Origin of the sequence: Arthrobacter sp. MPF02 (assembly GCF_046605375.1) — a bacterium.
Taxonomy (GTDB): domain Bacteria; phylum Actinomycetota; class Actinomycetes; order Actinomycetales; family Micrococcaceae; genus Arthrobacter.
In genome coordinates, this window is sequence record NZ_CP176772.1 from 913,271 (window position 1) to 938,373 (window position 25,103).

Consider the following 25,103-nt stretch of genomic DNA (forward strand, 5'->3'; position numbering starts at 1 on the left):
GAGCGTGTCTCCTGTGGTTGCAATGATGGAACTATGAACAGGCGGGGTGGAACATGGGACGCGTGACGCAGCGCCGGAAGGTGCATAAATATCTGCTGGACGGCTCACCCAAGGCCCTGGAATTTCCGGTCCGGCACCGGGAGGACGTCCTGGCTGTCGAGGAGCCGCTGGAGATCAGGCTGGGCCGCATGTCCTTCTCCGTCACAATGCGCACTCCCGGCGACGACTTCGACCTGGTGGCCGGCTTCCTGGTCTCCGAGGGTGTCATATGGAGCCCTGACCAGCTTGTTTCCCTGCGGTTCTGCGCCGGCGAGGACGAGAACGGCGTCCAGACGTTCAACGTGGTGGAGGCCCAGTTGCGGCCGGACGTTCCCGTGCCGGACACGGGGCGCAACGTCTATACGTCCAGTTCCTGCGGTATCTGCGGGACGGATTCCATCGAGTCCGTCCGTAAATCCTCGCACTACAGCCCGGCGTCGGATCCGGTGACGGTGGACGCCCACGTCCTGACTTCGTTGCCCGCCCTGCTGCGGAAATCCCAGCGCGTCTTCGAGGACACCGGGGGAGTGCACGCTGCCGGGCTTTACAAGATTGACGACGACGGCGGCGTGCGGCTGCTCTGCCTGCGCGAGGACGTTGGGCGGCACAATGCCGTGGACAAGGTTGTGGGCTGGGCACTGCGTGAAGGCCTTCTTCCGCTGCGCGGCACGGTCCTGCAGGTTTCCGGAAGGGCGTCCTTTGAGCTGGTCCAAAAGGCGGCACTGGCAGGGATTCCCGTTCTGTCCGCCGTGAGCGCGCCGTCCAGCCTGGCTGTGGAGCTCGCTGAAGCGCGCGGGCTGACGCTGGCGGGATTCAACCGCGGCACGAGCATGAACGTCTATGCGGGTGAGGCCCGGATCATCCGGCCTGGGGTCCGGCAGCCGGTCGCCTGAAGCGCCCGGAAACGGTTCCGGATGTTGCCGAAAGGGGTTGGATAAGAGGCTACTAGCGGGTAGATTTATCCATCGAATGGACACGACGATCCATTTCTCACTCTAAAGAAGGCATACATTGCACGACGACCGCCGCATCACGGAAGTCCGCCTTGAGAGGTTCGTGCGCGAGCGCATCATTCCCGCCGTCTACAGCCGGACCCTTCCCCTTGCCTTGAGCAGCTGGGACGTGCCGGATGAACCCGTGCCTGTGCTGGAGGCGATGAGGCAGGAATTTTCGCCGCAGGAGCACGGTGCGCCGTGGGGAAAGCCGTGGGGAACCAAGTGGCTCCGCCTGCAGGGTGAGGTTCCTGAGTCGTGGGGCACGGAGCCCGACACCACTGTGGAAGTGGTGGTGGACCTCGGCTTCACTACCGAGACTCCCGGGTTCCAGTGCGAGGGCATCGCCTGGCGTCCTGACGGCACCATCATCAAAGCGGTTTCGCCGCGGAACCAGTACATCCCGCTGAAGCTGCTGGGCGGCGGCATGGCAGTGGATTTCTACGTGGAAGCTGCTGCCAACCCGGATGTTGCCCAGGGCTGGACCTTCGCCCCAACGCCCTACGGGGACAAGTCCACGGCCGGAACAGCGCCCCAGTACCGGCTGGGCACCATCGCCATCGCGGAACTGGACCAGAACGTATGGGAGCTCCAGCAGGACGTCTGGACCCTGGCGGGCCTGATGGAGCAGCTGCCGCTGGAACTTCCCCGCCGGCACGAGATCCTGCGGGCCCTGGAACGCATGATGGATGTGATGGATCCGGACGACGTTGCAGGTACAGCTGCCGCCGGCCGCGAAGCACTGGCCGGAGTCCTGGCCCGTCCTGCCTATGCATCCGCGCACCAGCTGGTGGCCACGGGGCATGCCCACATTGACTCCGCTTGGTTGTGGCCGATCCGGGAGACGATGCGCAAGTGTGCCCGGACCTTTTCCAACGTGGTGTCCCTGATGGACGAGAACCCGGACTTCGTCTTTTCCTGTTCGTCCGCGCAGCAGCTCGCCTGGATCAAGGAGTTCTACCCCGAGCTGTTCAGCAGGATCCGGGAAAAGGTGTGCTCCGGCCAATTCGTGCCCGTCGGCGGCATGTGGGTGGAATCCGACACCAACATGCCCGGCGGTGAAGCCATGGCCCGCCAGTTCGTGGAGGGCAAGGGCTTCTTCATCAAAGAGTTCGGCGTCGATTGCCGGGAGGCCTGGCTACCCGATTCGTTCGGCTACTCCGCGGCGCTCCCGCAGATCGTCAAGTCCGCGGGAAGCCGGTGGTTCCTCACCCAGAAGATCTCCTGGAACCAGACCAACAGGATGCCGCACCACACCTTCAACTGGGAGGGCATCGACGGCACCCGGCTCTTCACGCACTTCCCGCCGGTGGATACCTACAACTCCGAGCTCAGCGGCCGCGAGCTTGCCCACGCCGAGCGGAACTACCGCGACCACGGCCGCGGTACCGTCTCGCTGGTGCCTTTCGGGTACGGCGACGGCGGCGGCGGGCCCACCAGGGAGATGCTGGCTGCGGCAGCCAGGACAGCCGATCTCGAAGGTTCGCCCAAGGTCCGGATCGGATCTGCGGAGAGCTTCTTCGTGCAGGCCGAGCAGGACTACCCGGCGCTGCCCGTCTGGGTCGGGGAAATGTACCTGGAGCTCCACCGGGGAACCTACACCAGCCAGGCGCGGACTAAGAAGGGCAACCGGCGCAGCGAGCACCTGCTGCGTGAGGCCGAGCTGTGGTGTGCCACGGCAGCGGTTCGAACGGGCGGCACCTTCTCCTACCCGGCAGCCGAACTCAAGCGCCTGTGGCAGCTTGTCCTGCTCCAACAATTCCACGACATCCTCCCCGGCAGCTCCATCGCCTGGGTCCACAAGGACGCCGAGCGCAACTACCAGGCCATTGAAACGGCTTTGGAATCAATCATTGGCCAGGCGGCGGCCGCGTTCCTTGGCGAGGGGGACCGGCAGTTCCTCCTGAATGCCGCTCCGCATGCCCGGAACGACGTGCCGGCGCTCGCGGCAGCGGCGCCCGCTGCGTCTTCCCAGCCTGTCCGGGCCACCGCCGAGGCGGACGGCTACATCCTGGACAACGGGATTATCCGTGTGGTCGTCGGTTCGGACGGACTGATCGCCTCACTGCAGGACCATGCCAGCCGCCGCGAAGCCATCGCGCCCGGCCAGCGAGGCAACCTCCTGGAGCTGCACCGCGACACGCCTAACGAGTGGGACGCCTGGGATGTAGACGAGTTTTACCGGCGCTCCGTCACACCCCTGACAAGCGCCACTGCTGTACGCCTGGAGGAGCAGGACGGCGCCGCCGTCGTTATTGTGGACCGCCTCGCAGGAAGCTCGCCGGTGACCCAGCGTCTTGTTCTTGAGCGCGGCAGCCCCTCACTGGCCATCACGACTTCGGTGGATTGGCAGGAACGCGAGAAGCTGCTCAAGCTTGGGTTTGCCCTTGATATCCGCGCTGACCGGTCGGCCTCGGATACGCAGTTCGGCCACGTTTTCCGGCCCACGCACACCAATACCTCCTGGGAAGCGGCCAAGTTCGAAATTTGCGCCCACCGGTGGATCCACGTGGGCGAACCCGGCTACGGCGTTGCGGTTTCCAACGCGTCCACCTACGGTCACGATGTCACCAGGAACGTCAGGGAGTCCGACGGCGGGACGACCACCACGGTGCGCCTGTCCCTGCTGCGTGCCCCCAAGTTCCCGGACCCTGAAGCGGACCGCGGACTGCATGAGTTGACGGTCACCATCCGGCCTGGCGCCGATATCGGCGATGCTGTCCAGGAGGGGTACCGGACCAACCTGGCGCCCCGCCTCGTCCGTGGCGCTGCGCCGGCTGAACCACTGTTTGCAGTAACCAATGACGCGCTGGTGGTCGAGGCGGTAAAGCTTGCCGAAGACGGGTCCGGTGATGTCATTGTCCGGCTGTATGAGTCGCTTGGGCAGCGGTCGTGCGGACGGATCATCGCCAACTTCCCGGCGGGTGCCGTCCGTACCGTTGACCTGCTGGAACGCGACGTTCCGGCGCCGGGTGTAGAGCCGGCTGCCGACGGCGCCGACCTGCGGCTCCGTCCGTTCCAGCTGGTCACCCTCAGGTTCCCCCGCCGCTAAAACCTTGGGAATTCTGTCCAGCTATGTCGGCTTCCGCTGACCGGAAGCCGGCACAGCTGAACAAAGACTCCGGAGCGGGTGGAGTAGCCCGGGCTGCCCCGGCTACGGAAGGCTCCCAAGAAAAACAGCGTCAGTAAAACTGCCGTTAAATAGGCTGAGTGGGGGCGGTCCCCAACGGCCGCCACCACTCATCCCCCCAATGCGTGCAAAGGCCCCCGGAGCGGGCGGGCGTTCAAGAATTTATCCCCGTTCGTAAACGTGCCACGCTCCACCTTCACACATTCATGATTGTTTCACAATCTAATGAAATTGTGAAAGCAGCCGGGTTACTTTTCGGTAGATGTCTTTCTGGCAGCTGTATTCCTGCCGTTCCTCACCCTCGCCGTCCAGATCAGCGCCAGACCGATCATGAAGCAGAGCACGGCAGTGTAGTTGATGACGAACTCCAGGGAATCCCAGGATCTGGGAAAGACCGGGAACAGCAGGGAGAGCGTGATGGCTACTCCGCCGATCGCCAGCAGCCCGGCGGCCACCCGTATCAGGACGGGCAGCGTGCTCCGCACAGCGACGATCATCGCCGGCAGCAAGGCCAGGGAAACGAAGGCGGGGTACGCCCGCCCGGCCGCGCCATAGTATTCCACCAGAACCCCGTTGCGGGCGTTCATCCTTGCCGGACCTACCATCCCCGCGGAGGACCCGGCGGTGTCCATCATGAAGAACACAGCCACCATGGCCACGGAAATCACCAGCAGGACGCCCATGCCGGCCTTTCCGGTGATCAGCCGGTATGCGCCCTCGGCGCCAAAACCCCTGGTCACCTTTACGCCCAGAACGTAGATTGTGGCGAAAATGACAAAGCGGAGCAGCAGGTTGGCGAGATTGATCCCACCCAGTGCCTGGTCGATGGCCACGTAGGGCGCTTCGATGCTGAGCAGGATGGCGAGGGTCATCAGCGTGAAGATGTAGAACAGGGACCTGTTCTCACCCCGGAGCGCACTGGGTATGCGGGCAATGGCGATCAGTGCGCAGATAGCCAGTGTGGTCCATTGAAGGACTGCGATCATCCCAGGTTCTCCCAAATCTTCTCCGTTTGCGCCTGGTCCTGTTCCTGGCGCCGCAATACTTTACCCATAGCCTGCAGCCGATCCCCGGCCAGCGCTGTGAGATCACCGTCGGACAGGCCGTCCAGCGCGGACTGCCTGGCATCAGCGGGCCAGCCGGCCTCTTCTTCCGTCAGCAGCCCGGAGGCAACAAGGCCGTTCGCCAGCCCCACACCGGCCGCCCGGGATGTTGCGAGGGCCAGTTCTGCGGAGAGCCGGTTTGCCGTCAGCTGTGCCGAATAGTTTTGGGGTGCCACGCCGGTGGAGGCTGAGACGCGGTGCCGCACTTCGCCGTCGTCGATTGCATCCACCCAGTTCTTGACCGAGGTGGCGTGCGGCGCAGGGGTGAGCGCCGGTGGGCGTGCGGGGGAAGACTCACCGGGGCACATCGCCGGGCGGGCAAGCAAGGCCCGCATCAGGTCCTGCGTTGAGATCTGGCTGATCAGTTCACAGCGGGTGGGCGGCTGGAGCGGGCCTGCCAGCTCGCGGTACTCCTCAAAGTAGGACAGCGCCGTGAGGGGGTTTATGTTGTATGCGCGGGCGATGCTGACCACCGTGCTCACGGAGACTTTGCCCCTCACCAGTTGCTGCGCGAGCGTAGTCCGCTTGATCCCGGAGACCCTGCAGACATCTGCTGTGCTGGCATCAGGGGCGATGCCTTGCAGCCAGCGCTGGAACGCCTTGGCGGGAAGGGTCATGAAGTGCTCTCTGCAGAACGGTTGCTTGTGATGAGTTTAGCGCGCCGCGTTCCGCCCGATTTTACCGGCGGCATTGTTTCGACTATGCTTGATGGTCGAGCCCGTTGGTCCGAACACCCCCCAAGTCCGGACCAGCGGGTTCTTCTATGCCCGCACTCCGGCCACTTTGCCGCTCCTGCAGGCAACCCCGGCATATCCCGGCAGCAGCCGGGTCCGCACGGTGAAAGGATCGATCCATGACAGCAACACTGGTTGCCAAGGACCTCGCCGGCGGCCATGACCACCGGCAACTGTTTACCGGGCTTTCCCTGACCGTGGCCCCGGGCGACGTGGTAGGGGTGGTGGGTGCCAACGGTGCCGGCAAGACCACCCTGCTCCGGCTCCTCGCCGGCGCGGACCAGCCGCAGGAGGGCACTGTCAGCCTGGCACCGGCCGATGCGTTTGTGGGTTGGCTGCCCCAGGAACACGAACGGGTGCCCGGAGAAACGGTGGCAGCATACATCGCCCGCCGCACCGGTTGTGCACAGGCAACAGCGGACATGGAAGCCACGGCGGAGGCGCTGGGCAGCGGAGCCCCGGGCGCTGATGACGCCTACGCCCATGCCTTCGACCGCTGGATGGCCTCCGGCGCCGCCGACCTTGACGAACGCATCCCGGCGGTCCTGGCGGACCTGGGCCTGGACGCCGGTCCTGGCGCTCCCATGACCGGACTTTCCGGCGGCCAGGCTGCCAGGGCGGCCCTTGCCTCCCTGCTGCTCAGCCGCTTCGACATTGTGCTTTTGGATGAACCCACCAACGATCTCGACCTTGCCGGCCTGGCCCGCCTGGAGGATTTCGTCAAGGGGCTGCGCGGCGGCGTGGTCCTGGTCAGCCACGACCGCGAGTTCCTTGCCCGCTGCGTCACCACCGTGGTGGAACTGGACCAGGCGCAGAACGCCGTTGCGGTGTACGACGGCGGCTATGACGCCTACCTGGTGGAGCGCGTCGTTGCGCGGCGTCATGCACGCGAGAGGTACGAGGAGTTCGCTGCCACCAAGGCCGACCTCGTCTCCCGCGCACGGACACAGCGGGAATGGAGCTCGCAGGGCGTGCGGAATGCGATGCGGAAAAACCCGGACAATGACAAGATCCGGCGGGCCGCCAGCGCCGAGTCTTCGGAGAAACAGGCCCAAAAGGTCCGCCAGATGGAGTCCCGCATCGCCCGGCTCGAGGTGGTGGAGGAGCCGAGGAAGGAATGGCAGCTCCAGTTCTCCATCGGCAAGGCTCCCCGCTCCAGCTCCGTGGTTGCCACCTTGCGTGATGCCGTGGTGGAGCAGGGCAGCTTTACGCTGGGCCCGGTCAACCTGCAGCTGAATGCCGGGGAGCGGATTGGCATCACCGGACCCAACGGGGCGGGCAAATCAACATTGCTGCGCCTGCTCCTGGGCGTCACCGCGCCGGATTCCGGCAGCGCATCGATGGGCGCATCCGTAGCCGTGGGCGAGATCGACCAGGCACGGGCCCTGCTGGCCGGGCACCTGCCCCTCGCGGACGCCGTCGGAAATGTCCTGGCGGATCTGTCCCCGGCAGAGGTCCGCACCCTGCTTGCCAAGTTCGGTCTAAAGGCGGACCACACCGGACGGCCGGTTGATTCCCTCTCGCCGGGGGAACGCACCCGGGCCGCGCTGGCGCTGCTCCAGGCCCGGGGCGTGAACCTGCTGGTCCTGGATGAACCAACCAACCACCTCGACCTGCCGGCCATCGAACAGCTCGAAGAAGCGCTGGACAGCTACGACGGTGCACTGCTCCTGGTAACCCACGACCGAAGGCTGCTCGAGAACGTGCGCCTGGATGTACGTTGGAACGTGGACAACGGCGCGGTCACCGAACACCACCCAGCAGGCGGCGTATGAACCGGACAGCCGGACAGGGCAGAACTTCGAGCGCGGAGCTGGATCAATGAGCATGGGCCGGGTTGCCTGGAGCTCCCTTCACACCATCACCAGGGCAAAGAGCGGTACCAAACCGTTTTCCAGGGCCACCCTCAAGCGTGTCCTGGGGTTCGCCCGGCCGCACCGCGTGAAACTCCTCGCCTTCGTGGCACTGTCCGTGGCGCTGGCATTCCTGGCTGTGGCCACGCCGGTGCTGGCAGGGCAGGTGGTGGACGCCATCGTGGCGCGGGCAGGCGCCGATGAGGTGGTGCGGCTGGCGGCGCTGATCGCCGTCGTTGCCGTAGCTGAAGCAGGGCTGGGGATGGTCAACCGCTGGCTCTCCTCCACGATCGGCGAGGGCGTGATCCTTGACCTGCGCACCCGGGTCTTCGACCACGTGCAAAAGATGCCTATCGCCTTCTTCACGCGCACCCGGACCGGCGCCCTGGTCAGCCGCCTGAACAACGACGTCATCGGCGCGCAGTCGGCATTTGCCGGCACCCTTTCCGGGGTGGTCAGCAACGTGGTGGCCCTTGTCCTCACCCTTGCGGTCATGCTGGGCACCTCGTGGCAGGTGACGGTCCTGGCCATGGTCCTGCTGCCGGTGTTCCTGTTTCCCGCCCGGCGGATAGGTTCCCGGCTTGCGGGACTCCGGCGGGAAGCGGCCGAGCACAATGCAGCCATGGCCACCCAGATGACCGAGCGCTTTTCAGCCCCCGGTGCCACGCTGGTGAAGCTCTTTGGCAGGCCGGCGGAGGAGTCCCGCGAGTTCGCCCTCCGGGCAGGACGCGTCCGGGACATCGGAATCCGGACGGCGATGCTCCAGTTCACGTTCGTGACGGCGCTGACCCTGGTGTCCGCCCTCGCCCTGGCGCTGGTCTACGGCCTGGGCGGCTGGCTGGCCATCACAGGGCAGCTGGCAGCCGGTGACGTGGTGGTCCTGGCCCTGTTGCTCACCCGCCTCTACGCTCCACTCACCGCGCTGTCCAACGCCAGGGTGGAAATCATGAGCGCCCTGGTCAGCTTCGAGCGGGTGTTTGAAATCCTGGACCTCGAGCCCCTGATCCGGCAGAAGCCTGACGCCGTGCCGGTTCCGGCGGGACCGGTGTCCGTGGAGTTCGACGACGTCCGCTTCGCCTACCCCTCAGCGGACAAGGTCTCCCTGGCCTCGCTGGAGGAAGTGGCTACCCTGGATACGCGCGGCGGCGAGGAAGTCCTGCACGGCATCAGTTTCCGGGTCGAACCGGGACAGACGGTAGCCCTGGTGGGGTCGTCCGGTGCCGGCAAGTCGACCATCGCGCAGCTGCTGGCCCGGCTCTACGACGTAGATTCCGGTGCCATCCGGCTGGGCGGGTCCGTCCCCGGCACCGGCCTGGACCTTCGGGACGCGACATTCGATTCCTTGCGGGACACCCTGGGCATGGTTACCCAGGACGGCCACCTCTTCCACGAAACCATCGCCTCAAACCTCCGCCTGGCCAAGCCGGACGCCACAGAGGAGGACATGTGGGACGTCATCCGGCAGGCACGGCTGGAAACCATGATCCGGTCCCTGCCCGACGGGCTGGACACCGTGGTGGGGGAGCGCGGCTACCGGCTCTCGGGGGGAGAGCGGCAGCGGCTCACCATCGCCCGGCTCCTGATCGCGCATCCACGGGTGGTCATCCTCGACGAGGCCACGGCAGCGCTGGACTCCACGAACGAGGCCGCAGTGCAGGCGGCATTGGGAGCCGCGCTGGAGGGGCGGACCGCCGTCGTGATTGCCCACCGGCTGTCCACCATCCGCGCCGCTGACGCCATCCTGGTGGTGGAAGAGGGCAGTATTGTGGAGCGCGGAACCCACTCGGAACTCCTGGCCGCCGAGGGCCGTTACGCGGAGCTCTACAGGACCCAGTTCGCGGAGGCCAGTGCGGTGGCGCGTGAGGCCGTTCCGGAACTCTAAATGTCCGGGCCTCCGGAGCGGAGGCCGTGCGCGGCGTCCAGTTCGGGGAGGATGTGCTCTGTCAGAAGCGGGGCGAGGTCCTGAGGAAAGGCGCCGCTGCGGGCAAGTTCCGCAAGGTCCAGCCACCGGATCTCCGCGATCTCCGCCGACGGGTGCGCCTGCCAGGTACCGGGGGCGCGGAACACTGTGGCTTCGATGTCCGTGGCGGCCTCATTGGCGGCGTCGGCGATCCAGACGCCCATCAACTCCAGTTCCCGCGGATCGATGACAATGCCCACTTCCTCGGCCAGTTCCCGGGCGGCCGCCTGCACAGCCGTCTCGCCGGGTTCCGGCTTGCCGCCGGGGTGCATGAACATCCCGGTGCCGCGCTTGCGCACGGTCAGCAGTCGGCCTTCGGGGTCGAAGACGCAGACTGCTGACACCACGATGCGCGCCTTCATGCCGCACTCCTCGTTAGCCGCGAGGCCAGCAAGAGGTCCTTACGCGGTCCCGTCACATCCCAGCTGTAGCTGAAGCGGTCTGGGCCTTCTAGGATGTAGGCCACGCGGTAGGTATCGGGATCGCACCAGTGGTTGTCCCGGTTGGTTTCCGCCGCGAAACTCATCCGGTGGAAGGGACGCCCGTCGGGAAAGAACACGTCCAGGGCATCGGGCTGCCCCGAAGGCCGCAGCAGGTATTCCCGGGTGGCGGGACCGGTGAAGGAGGGCCAGCGCATGGTGCCCTCCTCGCGGAGGGCCACGCCGCCGTCGCCGTCCGGCACAAATAGTACGACGCCGGCAAAGGTTCCGCGGGTGCCGTCCGTCCGGTCCAGCAGGTCCCTTTCCAGGGTCCAGCGGCCGGCAGGCACCGGATCGTCTGCACCGGCGCCGAGGAGGTAGGCGCGGAGGTCGAACTGCGGGGGAGAAGCGCTCAAGTGCCCTCGATTGGATTCGAACCAACGACACCGGCTTTAGGAGAGCCGTGCTCTATCCACTGAGCTACGAGGGCGGGCATCCGGGAATCGGCAGGGCCGCTCCGGCCGGAGACCGTTACCAGCATACAAGGTGCGGGGCCGTACTACGCTCAAGGCATGAGTGCAGCACCGTCCGCCACCCCCGCGGTGGCTTTCATTCCGGACACCGCATCCACCCGGCAGTACATCGGAGCGTGGTCCGTGCTGAGTGTGCTGCAGTACTTTGCGGCCGAAGCGGCGGTGATCGGCGCCTGGGCAGGTCCGCGGGCATACGACCTGCGCACCGGCTACATCAGCGACCTCGGCGCCCTGTACTGCGGCATCCATGACGGCCGGGACGTCTGTTCTCCGCTGAACTGGCTGATGAACATCTCCTTCGTGGTCCAGGGGCTGGGCATGCTGCTGGGCGCGCTCCTGCTGGGCTCCGGCCTGCTGTGCGTCGCGGCGCGGGCTGGAGCCGGTGTTGAACCCAGACGGAGACCCTGGCTGGCCGCCGTCTGGGTACGCCTGCTCACGGGAACCGCCGGTGCCGGCACCGTGATTGTGGGGCTGGTGCCCGAGGACGTGGGCTCGGGCTGGCACTTCGCCGGCGCCGTGATGTACTTCCTCGCCGGGGCTGCCGCGTTGCTGGTGCTGGGCATCCTGTGGCTGCGGAAATCCCGGATGGCCTGGTTCATCCTTGTGTGCGGCGGCGTCTCGCTAACGGCGCTGGTGACGGGCGGCGTGACGGGGATGGACGTACCGGAACCGGGCACCCTGGAGCGCCTGATGGCCTACCCGGTGACGGTGGGCATGGCCACGGCCGGCCTGGTGATCGCACAGCGCGTGCACCGCCACCGGAAGCAGCTGCGGGCCGCGTCAGCCGGCGTCAGCCAGCCGCCCTTTTCCGCCGGGCGTTAAGCAGCACGGCTCCCGCTCCGGCCAGCAGGCTCAGGACCAAAAGGATCCAGCCTGCGACGGTGAGGCCGGACGCCAACGCCACCTGGCCGGCGTTGGGACCCTCGGAAGACATCATTCCGTCAATGGCACTGTTGCCCCACAGCCTGGCCACCACGAACAGCAGCGGCAGTACCCACAACGCCCGGCGGAGGACCTTCCGGGCAACGTTCGTTCCAATCAGCAGCAGCCACGTGAAGCCGAAAATAAGCGGAAAGAGCGTCCCGGCGGTTTTGTGGACGTAATTCAGCTGGCCGCGCGCGTCGGCGTCCATCGCTGCCTGGAGCTGGCCAATGTAGCCGGCATCGAAACCGCCGAAGAGTGAGTCCGGCATGGCAAGCCCGCCGGACAGCTGCGTGAGCTGGTTCAGGGTCAGCAGGTGCAGGTACCAGAACAGGAACAGGCTGGCCACCACGCCGGCGATCACAATGAGGTTGCTGTTGCTTTGTGCCTTCTCCGGCGTCCGGGCGGTGGTGGAATTGATGACCGGCGGCAGTTTGTGCTGCGGCACGGCTGCTTTCGCGCCGTGCTTCTTGATCCGCTGGGCAGGGGTTTTGGCCATGGCACCATTATTCCGCCCCATACACTGAAGCCATGACCATTGGCCGGCACAGCGCCGTTGAACTTGACCCCGCATTGGACGACCACCAGCTCGCGGCGGCCCTGGTCCGCGAAGCCGGGCAGTTGGCGCTCCTGATGCGGATGGCAGGGCTGCAGTCACAGCAGAAGACTTCCATCTCGGATGTGGTAACAGCCGCCGACCATGCCGCCGAGGCCTATGTCCTGGAGCAGCTGCAGCGCTGCCGCCCGGAGGACGGCGTCCTGGGCGAGGAAGGCGCGTCCATCCAGGGCACCAGCGGCCGGACCTGGGTGATCGACCCGGTGGACGGCACCTACAACTTCCTGCACGGCTCCACCTACTGGTGCTCGGCCATCGCCCTGAAGGACAGCTCCGACGTGCTGCTCGGCGCGATTTACCAGCCGGAGGAAAACAAGCTGTGGGTTGGTGGCCGCGACCATCCGGCTTCCCTCAACGGGGAACGGATCACCGTTTACCGGGACAACAGGGGCGGGCGGAACGCCACCGCCGTTGCCGAGCTGGGCGCCGCCACCTACATCCATCCCACCTGGCTGATGGACCCGTTGTGCGCCATGCCGTGGCATGCGGCAGCAACGTCCGCAGCCGCACTGCGCATGCTCGGTTCGGGGTCATGCGACCTCGGCCGGGTAGCGGACGGGCAGCTTGGCTGCTGGTTCCAGCACAGCTGCCCCGAATGGGACTGGCTGCCCGGCAAGGCAATTGTCCGGGCCGCTGGTGGCGCCGTTGATACAGTCCGGGTGAACGGGCTGGAATGGTTTATGGCAGGAGGCACGACGGCGGTGCGTGAGCTGCGTGCGGCACTCGAGTCCGGATCGGTTGCCTAGGAAATTTTCCGCCGCCACGCGAGGTGCTGCGTGGCGTAATCCACAGGCCGCACGTGCCTGTCGGTCCCACCGCCTAAACTTGTAGGCATCATGGATATGTTGTTTGACCCGTACTCCGACGGACCGTTCAAGGCTGCTCCCGCGTCGGCCGCCCGTGCAAAGGCGGGTTTTGACGCCGTGGCCACCGCGGCCGGCCCGGGCGGCAGCACTCCATCCGAAACCAAGGCGGACAGCCGGACTGGCAGCCGGAACGAGGGGCATGCACACGCCGCCGCCCAGCCTGAAGGGCAGCGCTACCAGGGGCGGGGGCCGGACGCCTCCCAGCTCCTCGAAGGGCTCAACCCGCAGCAGGAGGAAGCGGTCAGACATGCCGGGTCCGCACTGCTGATCGTGGCCGGTGCGGGGTCAGGCAAGACCCGCGTGCTCAGTAACAGGATCGCCTACCTGATAGCTACAGGCAGGGCGCACCACGGCGAGATCCTGGCCATCACGTTCACCAACAAGGCCGCTGCGGAAATGCGGGAGCGGATCGAGGCGCTGGTGGGCGGCCGGGCCAAGATCATGTGGATTTCCACCTTCCACTCGTCCTGCGTGCGGATCCTGCGCCAGGAGGCCGCCAACGTCGGGCTGAAATCCAACTTCTCCATTTACGATTCGGCGGACTCGCTCCGGCTCGTCACCCAGGTGTCCAAAGCCCTGGACCTCGACCCCAAGAAGTTCGCGCCCAAGTCCATCCAGCACAAGATTTCCGCGCTGAAGAACGAACTCATCGACGCTGATTCCTTCGCATCCGCGGCGAACTACAACGATCCTTTCGAACAGGCTGTTGCAGACGTGTACAAGGGCTACACGCAGCGGCTCCGCCAGGCCAATGCCATGGACTTTGACGACCTCATCGCCGAGACCGTCTACATGTTCCGCGCTTTCCCGGCGCTGGCCGAATCCTACCGGCGCCGGTTCCGGCACGTCCTGGTGGACGAATACCAGGACACCAACCACGCCCAGTACGCCCTGGTCCGCGAGATCGTGGGGGAGGGGCCGGGAGCCTCCGAGCTCACTGTGGTGGGCGACTCTGACCAGTCCATCTACGCCTTCCGCGGCGCGGACATCCGCAACATCGTGGAATTTGAAAAGGATTACCCCGAGGCACGGACCATCAAGCTCGAGCAGAACTACCGCTCCACGCAGAACATCCTTAGCGCCGCCAACTCGGTCATCTCCCGCAACCCCAACCGGCCCGAGAAGCGGCTCTGGACCGCAGAGGGCGAAGGCCACAAGATCATCGGCTACGTGGGTGAAAACGAGCACGACGAAGCCCAGTTCATTGCCAAGGAAATCGACCGGCTCCAGGACGAGGACAACCTCCGCCCGGGCGACGTCGCCATCTTTTACCGCACCAACGCCCAGTCGCGCTCCATCGAGGACGTGCTGGTCCGGGTGGGCCTGCCATACAAGGTGGTGGGCGGCACCCGCTTCTACGAGCGCAAGGAAATCAAGGACGCCCTGGCTTACCTCCGGGTCCTGGTGAACCCGGACGACGACGTTAACCTCCGCAGGGTCCTCAATGAACCAAAGCGCGGCATCGGCGACCGCGCTGAAGGAGCCGTTGCGGCCCTCGCGCAGCGGGAACGGATCTCCTTCATGGCCGCCGCCCGCCGTGCCGAGCAGGCGCCCGGAATGGCCACCCGCTCCGTCAACGCGGTCCTCGGATTCGTGAAGCTGCTGGACGATCTGGCGGAGGTGGCGGTCGGCTCCGGCGCTGCAGCCGCCCTAGAAGCAGTGCTGGAACAAACCGGGTACCTTGCAGCGCTGCGCGCCAGCACGGATCCCCAGGACGAAAGCCGCGTGGAAAACCTCGCGGAACTTGTGGCCGTCGTCCGGGAATACGAACGCGACAACCCCGAAGGGTCGCTCGAAGCATTCCTCGAGCAGGTGTCCCTCGTGGCCGACGCCGACCAGATTCCCGACGCACCGGGCGCCGACGTCGACGCCGCAGTCGCCGAGGCGAAGCGGCTGGGCGTGGTCACCCTGATGACTCTGCACACCGCAAAGGGGCTGGAATTTCCCGTGGTGTTCCTGACTGGAATGGAGCACGGGCTCTTCCCGCACCAGCGTTCCGCCACGGACCCCAAGGAACTTGCTGAGGAACGCCGGCTTGCCTATGTGGGCCTCACCCGCGCCCGCAAGCGGCTGTACGTCACGCGCTCGGAGGTCCGCAGCATGTGGGGCCAGAGCCAGTACAACCCCGCCAGCCAGTTCCTGGAGGAGATCCCGGCAGAACTGATGGAATGGAAGCGGGAAGGCACCAGCAGGCAGGCGGCCTGGGGGAGCAGCAGCGGCTCCATTGGATCCGGCCGTTACAGCGGATCGTTCTGGGGCGCCGGGACGGCCCGTGGCTCCGCCGCGGGCTTCGACGCCGACGTTCCCGCGGTCATCGCCCGGAACCGGGTACAGCCGCAGAAGGAGATCATCGCGGTCAGCGTGGGGGACAAGGTCAACCACACCAGCTTCGGCAACGGCACTGTCATCGGTTTGGAAGGCGCCGGGGACAAAACTGTTGCCAAGGTCAAGTTCGACGCCGGCGAAAAGCGCCTGCTGCTGCGCTACGCACCGCTCACCAAACTCGACGCCTAGGTAAACATAAGCGGTGGATAAATCTTGCCCGGGTTCCGCCGCAGGGCTAGAGTTCAGGAACTTTCGCAGCTGAGCCAAAAGCACGGAGCGGACCATGCGCATCCTTTTTGCGAGCCAGGCCATCGACGGACACTTCAATCCCATGACCGGCGTCGCCATGCGGTTGAAGGAGCGCGGCCACGACGTGCGCTGGTACACGGGCCGGGTGTTTGCCGGCAAGCTGCAGGACCTTGGAATTCCCCTGTGCCCCTTCAAACGCGCCGTGGAGCATCGGGCGGACAACCTCTTTGAGCTCTATCCTGAACGCGCAAAGCTTAAGGGACCGTGGGCGATCGGCTTCGACGGCGAGAAGATCTTCGCGAGCAACATCAGCAATTTTTTTGAGGATCTTCGCGAACTCGACGAGGACTTTGCTTTCGACGTGCTCGTGGCGGACAGTTCCATGTTCATCCAGCGCCTGGTGATGCACTTGATGGGAACAACGGTCGTGAGTTTTGTGGTCATTCCGAATATGGAGAGCGACCCGCTGGTTCCACCGCTGTTCTTCGGTTTCCTGCCGGCGCGCAACCCGGTTGAAAGGGCCTGGCAGGGCATGGCGGGTATTATATCGGACAAGGTGATCCTGCGCGCCGCCAGCCAAAGCTACCGGCGGCAGCACGCCGTTTATGGGCAGGAAGTACCGAAAGGGGGAAGGCTGACCGACGAGCCATACCGGTGCTCTGACGCGGTCATCCAGACCGGCACCATGTCGCTGGATTTTCCACGGCGCAACAATAATCCCAAGGTCCACTACGTCGGCGCGCTCCTGCCTTACCGCCTGCCGGGCGGGACTGCCGGCGAACCACCGCCGGAGGGATACGCCAGCACCATCGCGGTAACCCAGGGCACGGTGGACAACGCGGACCAGGACAAACTCATCCGTCCAGCCCTGGAAGCCCTGAAAGACATGGAGGGCGCCCTGATCATGGTGGCGACTGGCGGAAGGGGGACCGAGGAACTTCGCGAACGCTACCGGCAGCCCCACATCCAGATTCGCGACTACCTGGATTTTGGTTCTTTGTTTGAAACCACCGACGTCTTCGTCACCAACGGAGGGTTTGGGGGAGTCCAGCTTGCCCTCTCGAAGGGGGTCCCGTTGGTGGTTTCCGGAGTCAATGAAGGCAAGAACGACGTCAACGCCCGAGTGGAATTTGCTGGCATGGGAATCAACCTCCGCACTGATGCTCCGTCACCGGACAAGATCCGCGCCGCTGTCCGGACCATCCTTTCCGACCCTTCCTGGCGGCACCGCGCCAGTCAGATACGGGATCACTTTGCTGCCCAAGATCCGCCCGGGGCTGCGGCCGACGTCATCGAGAAGGCGCGCCCGGACAGGGCCGGGTGACGCCGCGGGCATAATGGAGCCCATGCGACGAACTGTACGGGGGAGGATTTTGCCAACGGCACGGATGTCCTTTCCTTTGTCACCGAGGGCCGGGCGGTGGTTTGCTCCCTCACTTCAGCACGCGGGGAACACCTGAACCTCCCGTATGAGGCGAACAGCTTCAGCGACGCAGCGAACAACAAGCTGGCCAGCGTTCCCGTAGCCCATTGCCAGCTCGGCACCTACCCCGAGCCATCCGCCTGGGACGTCAAGGACGACTGTGCTGGCACGAACCTTGGTTATCTGGGCGGCGTCGCCCTGCTGACGCCGGACAATGCCACGTACGGCGGCTGCCGGTCCGGCGTCACGGAAATGGAAGCAACGTTCGGCCCCGCCGGAAGCAAAGCAGGTCCAATCTCCGAGCTGCCCGTTTTGAGAGACGGTCAAAACCTCGAACGCAACGGCTTGAGGTGTTCGGCCTACAACGGTGGGGTGGCGTGCGGAAACCTCTCTGCAGGCGTCGCATTCTTCGTCTCGCCGGAACGTTACGAACTGCTCCACGGGCAGGCCGGGAGCGCAGCGACGGCCCCGGGGGAAGTCCCAAAAACCCCGTAAATCCGCGGTTTTTCTACGCCTCATAGAATAGTGTCGTTACTCACATAAGCGGTAGTCTGGGACGGGCCGGTCCCCACAAAGGACTAAAGTTCCCAGAGGAGCATCACGCCGCGTGGCTCGTTTCCAGACAGGCCGCCGGGGGTGCAATCCGCAGCCCGGTCATCGTCTTCGATGGTGTCCGACTGTACAGAAACTACTTCGACGTAGAAGGACACTAAACCGTGGACCTGTTTGAATATCAGGCGCGCGATATGTTCGAAAAGCACGGCGTTCCCGTGCTCGCCGGCATCGTGGCGCACACCCCTGAAGAAGCAAAGGCTGCTGCCGACAAGATCGGCGGAGTCACCGTCGTCAAGGCACAGGTGAAGATCGGCGGCCGCGGTAAGGCCGGCGGTGTCAAGGTTGCCAAGTCCGCTGATGAAGCCCTTGAGCACGCCACCAACATCCTGGGCATGGACATCAAGGGCCACACGGTCAACAAGGTCATGATCGCGCAGGGCGCGGACATCGCCGAGGAATACTACTTCTCCGTCCTGCTGGACCGAGCCAACCGCAACTACCTGGCCATGTGCTCGGTCGAGGGCGGTATGGAGATCGAGCAGCTCGCCGTCGAACGCCCCGAAGCCCTCGCCAAGGTCGCCATCGACCCCGCTGTCGGCATCGACCAGGCCAAGGCCGACGAAATTGTTGCCGCCGCCGGTTTTGCCGAGGAACTTCGCGGCAAGGTGGCCAGCGTCATCCTCAAGCTGTGGGACGTCTTCAAGAAGGAAGACGCCACCCTGGTGGAGGTCAACCCGCTGGTCAAGACTGGTTCCGGCGACATCCTTGCCCTGGACGGCAAGGTCTCCCTGGATGAGAACGCCGGCTTCCGCCACGTGCACCACGCAGAGCTTGAGGACAAGGAAGCGGCCAACCCGCTGGAGTCCAAGGCCAAGGAACTGGACCTGAACTACGTCAAGCTCGACGGCGAGGTTGGCGTGATCGGCAACGGCGCCGGTCTGGTCATGTCCACCCTGGACGTCGTGGCCTACGCCGGCGAGAACCACGGCAGCGTTAAGCCCGCCAACTTCCTGGACATCGGCGGTGGTGCCTCGGCAGAGGTCATGGCCAACGGCCTGTCCATCATCCTCGGCGACGAGCAGGTCAAGAGCGTGTTCGTCAACGTCTTTGGTGGCATCACCGCATGTGACGCGGTCGCCAAGGGCATCGTTGGAGCCCTCGCTGAACTCGGCAAGGAAGCCAACAAGCCCCTCGTTGTCCGCCTCGACGGCAACAACGTCGAAGAAGGCCGCCGCATCCTCACCGAAGCCAACCACCCGCTGGTGACCCTGGCCGCCACCATGGACGAGGGCGCCGACAAGGCCGCCGAGCTCGCCAACGCCGCCCGCTGATCGAGCCCGCCGAGATCTAGGAAAAGAATCATGTCTATCTACCTCAATAAGGACTCCAGGGTCATCGTCCAGGGCATCACCGGCGGTGAAGGCACCAAGCACACCGCCCTGATGCTCAAGGCCGGCACCAACATCGTCGGCGGTGTCAATGCCCGCAAGGCCGGCACCACGGTCCTGCACGGCGCCAAGGAAATCACCGTTTACGGCACCGTCAAGGAAGCCATGGCCGAGACCGGTGCGGACGTCTCCATCGTCTTCGTTCCGCCGGCCTTCACCAAGGCCGCCGTCGTGGAGGCTATCGAAGCCGGCATCGGCCTCGTTGTTGTCATCACCGAAGGCGTTCCGGTCCAGGACTCCGCCGAATTCTGGGCACTGGCCCAGTCCAAGGTGGACGCCGACGGCAAGCAGGTCACCCGCATCATCGGGCCAAACTGCCCCGGCATCATCACCCCGGGCGAGTCCCTGGTGGGCATCACGCCCGCCACCATCACGGGCAAGGGTCCCATCGGCCTGGTCTCCAAGTCGGGCACCCTGACCTACCAGATGATGTACGAGCTGCGGGACCTTGGCTTCTCCACCGCCATCGGCATCGGCGGCGACCCCATCATCGGCACCACCCACATCGACGCCCTGGCCGCGTTCGAGGCCGACCCCGAGACCAAGGCAATTGTGATGATCGGCGAGATCGGTGGTGACGCCGAAGAGCGTGCCGCCGACTTCATTAAGGCCAACGTCACCAAGCCGGTTGTCGGCTACGTGGCCGGCTTCACCGCGCCGGAAGGCAAGACCATGGGCCACGCCGGCGCCATCGTGTCCGGTTCGGCCGGTACGGCACAGGCCAAGAAGGAAGCCCTCGAGGCAGCCGGAGTCAAGGTGGGCAAGACGCCATCCGAGACCGCTAAGCTGCTGCGCGAGGTCTACGCAGCCCTTTAGCACTGCAGGAAGCGGCACCGCCTGCTGTTCCTTGGGACGGCACGCGGTGCCGCTTTGCTTTAAGTACGACGACGGCGGGAGGCGGCCCGACTGGGTGGCACTTAGCGTCGTAAAATCGCAGGTTCACGACGTTAAGTGCCAGTTACCTGGGCTGGGCCCTGAGTCCTAGACCATGGCGCTGCTCAGCAGCTCGTCCAGCCGCTCGTAGCCTTCGCTCATGCCGCCCTCCATTCCGGACTGGGCCATACCGTCCCGGGCTTCCTGGCTGGGGTAGACGGAGTGGCCGCGGAGGCGCGTCCTGCCGTTCCCAAGGTCCTCGAATGTCATGAACTCCAGGCTGACCACGTCCGGGTATCCGCCGAATTCGAAGGTCTGAATGGCAAACTCGTTTTCACGGACGGTGTGGAAGATGCCCTTGAACTCGTATGGAACACCTTCAGGACCGGTGTGCAGATAGCTGTAGCTGCCGCCCGTCCGGAAATCGTAGTGGTCGATCTCCATCTTGTACCCGCGCGGGCCCAGCCACTGGACGATCAGGTCCGGTTCCTTATGGGCCCGGAAAACATCCGCGACAGGAAAATCGAACTCACGCTCGTAGTCGATAAAAGGAACGCCTTCGGGAACGCTGAGTTTCAGGGGATTGCTCATGGTGACTCCTTCTTGGTTAGTCGCCGCTGGGATCGGCGTTTGACCTGAGTAAGGCGTCGAGGCTGCGGAATTGACCTTCGCGGACCAGCCTGTACTGGTCGATCCACGCGGTCAGCGCCTCAAGCCGCGCCGGATTAAGGTGTACGGGCCTGCGTTGGGCCTCCCTGGTGCGTGTTACCAGTTCCGCCTGCTCGAGCACCTGGATGTGTTTGGAGACAGCCTGCTTGCTGATCTCAAACGGTTCAGCCAATTCATTCACTGTGGCCGGACCCCGGCTAAGCCGGGCAATGATGCTCCGCCGCACGGGGTCTGCCAAGGCCATAAAGGCCAAGTCCAGTGCCTCGCTGTTGGAAATCATGACGGCCTCGTTAATCAACCTATCGCTTTATCAACCTGTCGATTGTTTAAAAGTACGCCTGTGCTGGTTCAACCGCAATGCATTCTGGTTATGGCCGGGAACAGCGGGACCACGAGCTTCTTGCCGCCTAGGTCCGGGCGAGGAGCCGGGGCAAAGCATCCACCAGAGGTGCCAGTTCAGGGATGTTCCGAGCCTCGGCCAGGGCCCGTTCCAGCGTGGCGTCGTGAACCGGCCGGGCCTCCACGAGCAGCCTGATGCCGCTTTGGGTGAGCTCCGTGTAAATGCCGCGCCGATCGTCGTCGCACAGGATCCTGGTCAGGAGCCCGCGGTCCTCCAGCCGGTTCACCAGGCGGGTTGTGGCGCTGGGGCTGAGGGCGGAGGCCCGGGCGAGCTGCTGCATGCGCATGTGCCAGCCGTCCTGGCGGCTCAAAGCGTCCAGCACCGTATACTCCACGACAGACAGCTTGAACTCTGCCTGCAGGGACCGCTCAAGCTCTCCTTCAATCAATCCGTGCAGGGCCGCCAGGGTGCGCCAGCCTTGCGCGCGGACTTCGATGGCGTCGTCCTTGATACCCATGAATGCTCCTTTCGCGGAACGCGGCCTCTAGGAAGAGTGGACCGCGTGACCGGGCATAAAATAGTTGCTTGCGCGGCATACTTGCATGTGCAACAATAAATCCCGCGCCTGCAACTATTTTAGGCGGCTTTTCCAGCCGCGTACAGCTGACGCCTAGACCTGACACCCACAGCTCAAAAGGAGCATTGCCATGCCTGTTGGCCTGATAGCCCTCGCCCTTGGCGGGTTTGGAATCGGACTCACCGAATTCGTTATCGCCGGTCTTCTCCCTGATGTGGCAGCCGACTTTGGTGTCAGTGAGGCATCGGCCGGATGGTTCATCTCCGGCTACGCCCTTGCCGTGGTGGTTGGCGCGCTCGGGCTGACGGCGGCCGTGACCCGGCTGGAACGCAAACCCGTGCTCGCCGGCCTGCTGGTCCTCTTCATTGCCGGCAACCTTCTGTCCGCGACGGCGGCGGATTACTGGCCGATGATGCTCGGCCGTATCATCGCCGCCCTCTCCCATGGTGCCTTCTTCGGCATCGGGGCGGTGGTGGCGGCCGGAATGGTTCCGCCCAGCAAGAAGGCCGGCGCCATCGCGCTGATGTTCACCGGGCTCACGGCAGCAAATGTCCTCGGTGTTCCGTTTGGCACGCTGCTCGGCCAGGCCGCCGGATGGCGGGCCACGTTCTGGGCCATCACGGCCATCGGTGTTGCTGCGCTCGTGGGAATCCTCGCACTGGTGCCCAGGTCCGCAGGTGAAACTGAGAAGGCAGGAAGCCTGCGCTCGGAGCTGACCGCGTTCCGCTCGGGCCAGGTGTGGCTGTCCATCGTGGTCACTATCCTGGGCTTCGGCGGCATGTTTGGCGCGTTCACCTACATTGCCTACACGCTCACGGAGGTCTCCGGCTTCGCCGCCTCCACCGTCCCGTGGCTGCTCATCGTCTTCGGCATCGGACTCTTTGCCGGCAACACCCTGGGCGGTAAGGCGGCAGACCGGAACGTGGACCGGACGCTCCTGGTGGTCCTTGCCGTCCTGGCCGTGGTCCTCGTGGCCTTCGCGGTGACAGCCGGGAACCAGATCCTGACCGTTATCTCCCTTGTCCTGATGGGCGGCTTCGGGTTCGCCACCGTACCGGGTTTGCAGATGCGCGTCATGAAGTACGCCCCGGAGGCGCCCACGCTTGCATCCGGCGCCAACATCGGTGCCTTCAACGTGGGAAACGCGCTGGGCGCCTGGCTGGGCGGGGTCACCATCACGGCGGGCCAGGGCTACACCTCACCCATCTGGGCCGGCGCGGCCATCACGCTGCTGGGCCTGGCGGTCATGGCGTACGCGGCTGCGGCTGCCAGGCAGAGTGCCGCCCGCACGGAAGTGCAGGCAGAAGCGCCGGTGGAGGCAGCGGACGCCCTGCGTCTCTGAGTTTGTATCCAGCTGTGCAGCCGGCGGCGCAGAACCGCGGAGGGGACGACGGCGGGTGGCTAGGCTAGGTGCATGACCAACCTCGGCCCCACACCCCGCAGCCTCGAGGTCCAGGACCTGCAGGCCTTCGACAGCCTGGTGGCGGCCGGCGCGGTGCACCTGGAAGGCTGGCACGCGCAGTCCCTGGACCTGCGGGGCAGATCCGCCGCCCTGGGAAGCCTGGACGTGGAAGGCGCCATCTTCCTGGGCTGCACCTTTGATGAAGGCATGGAAACCAGCCTCCGCAGCCGCGGCGCGCTGATCTTTCCCCGGCTTGAGACGGTCCCCTTCAACCCCTACCGTTCCAGGCTGTACTCGCCGGCCGAACTCTATGATGGGCTGGCCGGCAAGCCGTACGAGGAACTCCCGGACGCCCGCATCTACCAGTGGAGCATCCAGCCCGGGCAGCGGCACCGCCTTGACGCCACGCTGGCCTCCGCACTCCACGATCATGCCATCGGCGATGCCCTGGACGGACTGCTCCTGTCCCGTCCCTGGACGGGGAAGGCCGTGGTAGGCGTCATGGGCGGCCACGCGGCGCAGCGGGGGACAGAAAGCTACGCCCAGGCCGCACAGCTGGGAAGGCTGCTGGCCCGCAACGGCTTTGCCGTGGCGACTGGCGGGGGACCGGGCGCCATGGAAGCAGCCAACCTGGGGGCATACCTCAGCCAGGCGGACGACGGCGTCCTGCAGGCCGCGCTGGACATGCTCGCCTCTGTCCCTGGCTTCCGTCCCTCCGTGTCAGCGTGGGCACGTGCGGCCGCCGCCGTCGTCGAACGCTTTCCGGACGGGACGCCCTCGCTGGGCATCCCCACCTGGTTCTACGGACATGAACCGCCCAACTACTTCGCTACAGCCATCGCCAAATACTTTGCCAACGCGATCCGCGAGGCCATCCTGCTGGAACTGTGCCAGGGCGGCATCGTTTTCCTGCCCGGCGCGGCAGGCACCGTCCAGGAGATCTTCCAGGACGCCTGCGAAAACTACTACGGCGCCAGGGAAAAGGTCACGCCCATGGTGCTGGTGGGCCGCCGGCATTGGGAACACGACTACCCCGCCTGGCCGCTGCTGCACACCATGGCAGCGGGACGGGATATGGCGGAGCGGATCTTCCTGGTGGATACGGTGGACGAAGCCGTGGCGGTACTGCAGGGTTGACCGGTTCCTTCCCGCTCAGAGGTCCTTCCGGCACTGGGCCTTGCTTAACTCGTACAGGCCGTTCAGGTCGCCGTCGGCCAGCCCCTCCGGCAGCCCGATCTCCGGGTACATCAGCTGCCGCGGGTCCTCCACGTGGTCCAGGCCCATCACGTGGCTGAGCTCGTGCAGGATCACGGCCCTGGCGTAGAGATGGCCGTCCGGGTTGGCCAGCTCGTTGGCGATCTGCGGGGCGTCCAGGTCCAGGCCGCCGGTCACAAAGGTCTTGGGGCCATCACCGTAACTGAAATGGGTGCTGCCGCCGGTACCAATGACTTTCCCCTTGAGCTGGGGCGCCACCTCGGGCGTGGTCCAGGCGATGAGCAGGGGCGCCCAGCGCTCGCCGTAGGCGTCCGGCTGGTACGGCGGGCGCTGCGGTGACGGCTGCTCCTGCGTTGTGCCGTCGTACACGAACTCGATGCCGGTCGCGGCAGAAATGGTTTCGATTGCTTCGGCGACCAGCTGCCCGGCACCGGCCGGGGCGAGGCCGGTGTTGACCACATAATGCAGGGGCCGGCAGGGCGAATAGCCCACAGGGCTGCCATCACCGTTCACCGCCAGGAACCGGTAGGAGTCACTGCCCACGTCAGGCGGGTCCGGCGTACCCAAGGGAGCGTCTGCCTCCTCATAGCCCGGGGGAGGAGTGTCCACACCGGGCTGCGCTCCCCCATGGGCGTCGTGCGATGGAGCGGCGCGTTCGCCGTCCTCCTGCCGGGCGTTGCCGGGGCCGATGCGGACGTCCAACAGCTGCTTGACCCGGGGGTCGTCCAGCACCAGGGCGCCACCAAAGACTGCTGCCAGCAGGAGCGCGCCGGTCAGCACCGAGCGGTACCCCACCCCGGTGCGCGGACGCGGGCCGGCGTGGCGCGGCGGCCGGCTGTCCATCAGGAAACCTGCGGCATT

Annotated in this window: 21 protein-coding genes, 1 tRNA gene and 1 pseudogene; 13 read left to right on the forward strand and 10 right to left on the reverse strand. The window is 65.4% G+C overall.

What is annotated here, in order from left to right:
• Positions 1-53: 53 nt before the first annotated feature.
• Together fdhD and ACLH0K_RS04390 are read left to right on the forward strand one after the other, a co-directional pair.
• Positions 54-932 (forward strand): formate dehydrogenase accessory sulfurtransferase FdhD, encoded by an 879-nt coding sequence (gene fdhD / locus ACLH0K_RS04385; protein ID WP_411375623.1) that lies wholly within the window; start codon positions 54-56, stop codon positions 930-932.
• A gap of 118 nt (positions 933-1,050) precedes the next feature.
• Positions 1,051-4,083 (forward strand): alpha-mannosidase, encoded by a 3,033-nt coding sequence (locus ACLH0K_RS04390; RefSeq protein WP_411375624.1) that lies wholly within the window; start codon positions 1,051-1,053, stop codon positions 4,081-4,083.
• A gap of 326 nt (positions 4,084-4,409) precedes the next feature.
• Here ACLH0K_RS04390 and ACLH0K_RS04395 read toward each other — a convergent pair whose 3' ends face one another.
• Both ACLH0K_RS04395 and ACLH0K_RS04400 read right to left on the reverse strand, forming a co-directional pair.
• Positions 4,410-5,147, reverse strand: a complete 738-nt coding sequence (locus ACLH0K_RS04395) for a hypothetical protein (RefSeq protein WP_411375625.1) — start codon at positions 5,145-5,147, stop codon at positions 4,410-4,412.
• Positions 5,144-5,881 carry a hypothetical protein gene (locus tag ACLH0K_RS04400; RefSeq protein ID WP_411375626.1) on the reverse strand — a complete coding sequence of 246 codons (738 nt, stop codon included), beginning with the start codon at positions 5,879-5,881 and terminating at the stop codon, positions 5,144-5,146. Before ACLH0K_RS04400 ends, ACLH0K_RS04395 begins: the two co-directional genes overlap by 4 nt.
• 236 nt (positions 5,882-6,117) lie before the next feature.
• On the opposite strand from ACLH0K_RS04400, the gene ACLH0K_RS04405 reads away from it, so the two are divergent.
• Together ACLH0K_RS04405 and ACLH0K_RS04410 are read left to right on the forward strand one after the other, a co-directional pair.
• Positions 6,118-7,773, forward strand: coding sequence for an ABC-F family ATP-binding cassette domain-containing protein (locus ACLH0K_RS04405; RefSeq protein ID WP_411375627.1), 1,656 nt, complete (start codon positions 6,118-6,120; stop codon positions 7,771-7,773).
• A gap of 46 nt (positions 7,774-7,819) precedes the next feature.
• Positions 7,820-9,733, forward strand: a complete 1,914-nt coding sequence (locus tag ACLH0K_RS04410; protein WP_411376401.1) for an ABC transporter ATP-binding protein — start codon at positions 7,820-7,822, stop codon at positions 9,731-9,733.
• On the opposite strand, the gene ACLH0K_RS04415 is transcribed toward ACLH0K_RS04410, so the two are convergent.
• The 3 genes from ACLH0K_RS04415 to ACLH0K_RS04425 all read right to left on the reverse strand — a co-directional run bounded on the left by ACLH0K_RS04415 (position 9,730) and on the right by ACLH0K_RS04425 (position 10,720).
• Positions 9,730-10,173 carry an NUDIX hydrolase gene (locus ACLH0K_RS04415; protein WP_411375628.1) on the reverse strand — a complete coding sequence of 148 codons (444 nt, stop codon included), beginning with the start codon at positions 10,171-10,173 and terminating at the stop codon, positions 9,730-9,732. The genes ACLH0K_RS04410 and ACLH0K_RS04415 overlap by 4 nt on opposite strands.
• On the reverse strand, positions 10,170-10,646 hold the full coding sequence (locus ACLH0K_RS04420) for a DUF6314 family protein (protein ID WP_411375629.1): 477 nt from the start codon (positions 10,644-10,646) through the stop codon (positions 10,170-10,172). Before ACLH0K_RS04420 ends, ACLH0K_RS04415 begins: the two co-directional genes overlap by 4 nt.
• 1 nt (position 10,647) lies before the next feature.
• Positions 10,648-10,720 (reverse strand) — tRNA-Arg (locus tag ACLH0K_RS04425).
• An 82-nt stretch (positions 10,721-10,802) separates the two neighbouring features.
• On the opposite strand from ACLH0K_RS04425, the gene ACLH0K_RS04430 reads away from it, so the two are divergent.
• Complete coding sequence (locus ACLH0K_RS04430; RefSeq protein ID WP_411375630.1) at positions 10,803-11,585, forward strand: DUF998 domain-containing protein; 783 nt, start codon at positions 10,803-10,805, stop codon at positions 11,583-11,585.
• On the opposite strand, the gene ACLH0K_RS04435 is transcribed toward ACLH0K_RS04430, so the two are convergent.
• Entirely contained in the window at positions 11,554-12,183 is a 630-nt protein-coding gene (locus ACLH0K_RS04435) for a hypothetical protein (RefSeq protein ID WP_411375631.1), read from the reverse strand. The genes ACLH0K_RS04430 and ACLH0K_RS04435 overlap by 32 nt on opposite strands.
• A 32-nt stretch (positions 12,184-12,215) precedes the next feature.
• On the opposite strand from ACLH0K_RS04435, the gene ACLH0K_RS04440 reads away from it, so the two are divergent.
• The 6 genes and pseudogenes from ACLH0K_RS04440 (at position 12,216) to sucD (ending at position 19,982) form a co-directional block, all read left to right on the forward strand.
• Positions 12,216-13,046 carry an inositol monophosphatase family protein gene (locus ACLH0K_RS04440; protein WP_411375632.1) on the forward strand — a complete coding sequence of 277 codons (831 nt, stop codon included), beginning with the start codon at positions 12,216-12,218 and terminating at the stop codon, positions 13,044-13,046.
• Positions 13,047-13,136: 90 nt separating this feature from the next.
• Positions 13,137-15,680: a DNA helicase PcrA gene (gene pcrA / locus ACLH0K_RS04445; RefSeq protein ID WP_411375633.1), complete on the forward strand. Its 2,544-nt coding sequence runs from the start codon at positions 13,137-13,139 to the stop codon at positions 15,678-15,680.
• A 94-nt stretch (positions 15,681-15,774) separates the two neighbouring features.
• On the forward strand, positions 15,775-17,064 hold the full coding sequence (locus ACLH0K_RS04450) for a glycosyltransferase (RefSeq protein WP_411375634.1): 1,290 nt from the start codon (positions 15,775-15,777) through the stop codon (positions 17,062-17,064).
• Positions 17,065-17,112: 48 nt separating this feature from the next.
• Positions 17,113-17,658 (forward strand): annotated as a pseudogene (locus ACLH0K_RS04455) (hypothetical protein); the annotation flags it as partial.
• A 221-nt stretch (positions 17,659-17,879) separates the two neighbouring features.
• Positions 17,880-19,049, forward strand: coding sequence for an ADP-forming succinate--CoA ligase subunit beta (gene sucC, locus ACLH0K_RS04460; protein WP_411375635.1), 1,170 nt, complete (start codon positions 17,880-17,882; stop codon positions 19,047-19,049).
• Positions 19,050-19,079: 30 nt separating this feature from the next.
• Positions 19,080-19,982 carry a succinate--CoA ligase subunit alpha gene (gene sucD / locus ACLH0K_RS04465; protein WP_411375636.1) on the forward strand — a complete coding sequence of 301 codons (903 nt, stop codon included), beginning with the start codon at positions 19,080-19,082 and terminating at the stop codon, positions 19,980-19,982.
• Between the two features lie 165 nt (positions 19,983-20,147).
• Here the strand turns inward: sucD and ACLH0K_RS04470 are convergent, their stop codons facing one another.
• From ACLH0K_RS04470 to ACLH0K_RS04480, 3 genes are all read right to left on the reverse strand, one after another.
• Positions 20,148-20,630: an SRPBCC family protein gene (locus ACLH0K_RS04470; protein WP_411375637.1), complete on the reverse strand. Its 483-nt coding sequence runs from the start codon at positions 20,628-20,630 to the stop codon at positions 20,148-20,150.
• Positions 20,631-20,646: 16 nt separating this feature from the next.
• Positions 20,647-20,988 (reverse strand): ArsR/SmtB family transcription factor, encoded by a 342-nt coding sequence (locus ACLH0K_RS04475; RefSeq protein WP_411376402.1) that lies wholly within the window; start codon positions 20,986-20,988, stop codon positions 20,647-20,649.
• 127 nt (positions 20,989-21,115) lie between these two features.
• Positions 21,116-21,565 carry a MarR family winged helix-turn-helix transcriptional regulator gene (locus ACLH0K_RS04480; protein ID WP_411375638.1) on the reverse strand — a complete coding sequence of 150 codons (450 nt, stop codon included), beginning with the start codon at positions 21,563-21,565 and terminating at the stop codon, positions 21,116-21,118.
• A gap of 190 nt (positions 21,566-21,755) precedes the next feature.
• On the opposite strand from ACLH0K_RS04480, the gene ACLH0K_RS04485 reads away from it, so the two are divergent.
• Together ACLH0K_RS04485 and ACLH0K_RS04490 are read left to right on the forward strand one after the other, a co-directional pair.
• Positions 21,756-22,967: an MFS transporter gene (locus ACLH0K_RS04485; RefSeq protein WP_411375639.1), complete on the forward strand. Its 1,212-nt coding sequence runs from the start codon at positions 21,756-21,758 to the stop codon at positions 22,965-22,967.
• A gap of 72 nt (positions 22,968-23,039) precedes the next feature.
• Complete coding sequence (locus ACLH0K_RS04490; protein WP_411375640.1) at positions 23,040-24,164, forward strand: LOG family protein; 1,125 nt, start codon at positions 23,040-23,042, stop codon at positions 24,162-24,164.
• A 15-nt stretch (positions 24,165-24,179) separates the two neighbouring features.
• Here the strand turns inward: ACLH0K_RS04490 and ACLH0K_RS04495 are convergent, their stop codons facing one another.
• The gene (locus ACLH0K_RS04495) at positions 24,180-25,085 is read right to left on the reverse strand and encodes a matrixin family metalloprotease (RefSeq protein WP_411375641.1); all 906 of its coding nucleotides are present in this window, start codon (positions 25,083-25,085) and stop codon (positions 24,180-24,182) included.
• Positions 25,086-25,103 lie beyond the last annotated feature (18 nt).

Bases quoted from the DNA above. Each gene is read 5' to 3' on its own strand.
- ACLH0K_RS04400 (WP_411375626.1), bottom strand. From the start codon at position 5,881: ATGACCCTTCCCGCCAAGGCGTTCCAGCGCTGGCTGCAAGGCATCGCC.
- ACLH0K_RS04485 (WP_411375639.1), top strand. From the start codon at position 21,756: ATGCCTGTTGGCCTGATAGCCCTCGCCCTTGGCGGGTTTGGAATCGGA.
- fdhD (WP_411375623.1), top strand. From the start codon at position 54: ATGGGACGCGTGACGCAGCGCCGGAAGGTGCATAAATATCTGCTGGAC.
- ACLH0K_RS04415 (WP_411375628.1), bottom strand. From the start codon at position 10,173: ATGAAGGCGCGCATCGTGGTGTCAGCAGTCTGCGTCTTCGACCCCGAA.
- ACLH0K_RS04495 (WP_411375641.1), bottom strand. From the start codon at position 25,085: ATGGACAGCCGGCCGCCGCGCCACGCCGGCCCGCGTCCGCGCACCGGG.
- ACLH0K_RS04475 (WP_411376402.1), bottom strand. From the start codon at position 20,988: ATGATTTCCAACAGCGAGGCACTGGACTTGGCCTTTATGGCCTTGGCA.
- ACLH0K_RS04440 (WP_411375632.1), top strand. From the start codon at position 12,216: ATGACCATTGGCCGGCACAGCGCCGTTGAACTTGACCCCGCATTGGAC.
- pcrA (WP_411375633.1), top strand. From the start codon at position 13,137: ATGGATATGTTGTTTGACCCGTACTCCGACGGACCGTTCAAGGCTGCT.
- ACLH0K_RS04395 (WP_411375625.1), bottom strand. From the start codon at position 5,147: ATGATCGCAGTCCTTCAATGGACCACACTGGCTATCTGCGCACTGATC.
- ACLH0K_RS04435 (WP_411375631.1), bottom strand. From the start codon at position 12,183: ATGGCCAAAACCCCTGCCCAGCGGATCAAGAAGCACGGCGCGAAAGCA.
- ACLH0K_RS04480 (WP_411375638.1), bottom strand. From the start codon at position 21,565: ATGGGTATCAAGGACGACGCCATCGAAGTCCGCGCGCAAGGCTGGCGC.
- ACLH0K_RS04430 (WP_411375630.1), top strand. From the start codon at position 10,803: ATGAGTGCAGCACCGTCCGCCACCCCCGCGGTGGCTTTCATTCCGGAC.
- ACLH0K_RS04410 (WP_411376401.1), top strand. From the start codon at position 7,820: ATGAGCATGGGCCGGGTTGCCTGGAGCTCCCTTCACACCATCACCAGG.
- ACLH0K_RS04405 (WP_411375627.1), top strand. From the start codon at position 6,118: ATGACAGCAACACTGGTTGCCAAGGACCTCGCCGGCGGCCATGACCAC.
- sucD (WP_411375636.1), top strand. From the start codon at position 19,080: ATGTCTATCTACCTCAATAAGGACTCCAGGGTCATCGTCCAGGGCATC.
- ACLH0K_RS04450 (WP_411375634.1), top strand. From the start codon at position 15,775: ATGCGCATCCTTTTTGCGAGCCAGGCCATCGACGGACACTTCAATCCC.
- ACLH0K_RS04490 (WP_411375640.1), top strand. From the start codon at position 23,040: ATGACCAACCTCGGCCCCACACCCCGCAGCCTCGAGGTCCAGGACCTG.
- ACLH0K_RS04470 (WP_411375637.1), bottom strand. From the start codon at position 20,630: ATGAGCAATCCCCTGAAACTCAGCGTTCCCGAAGGCGTTCCTTTTATC.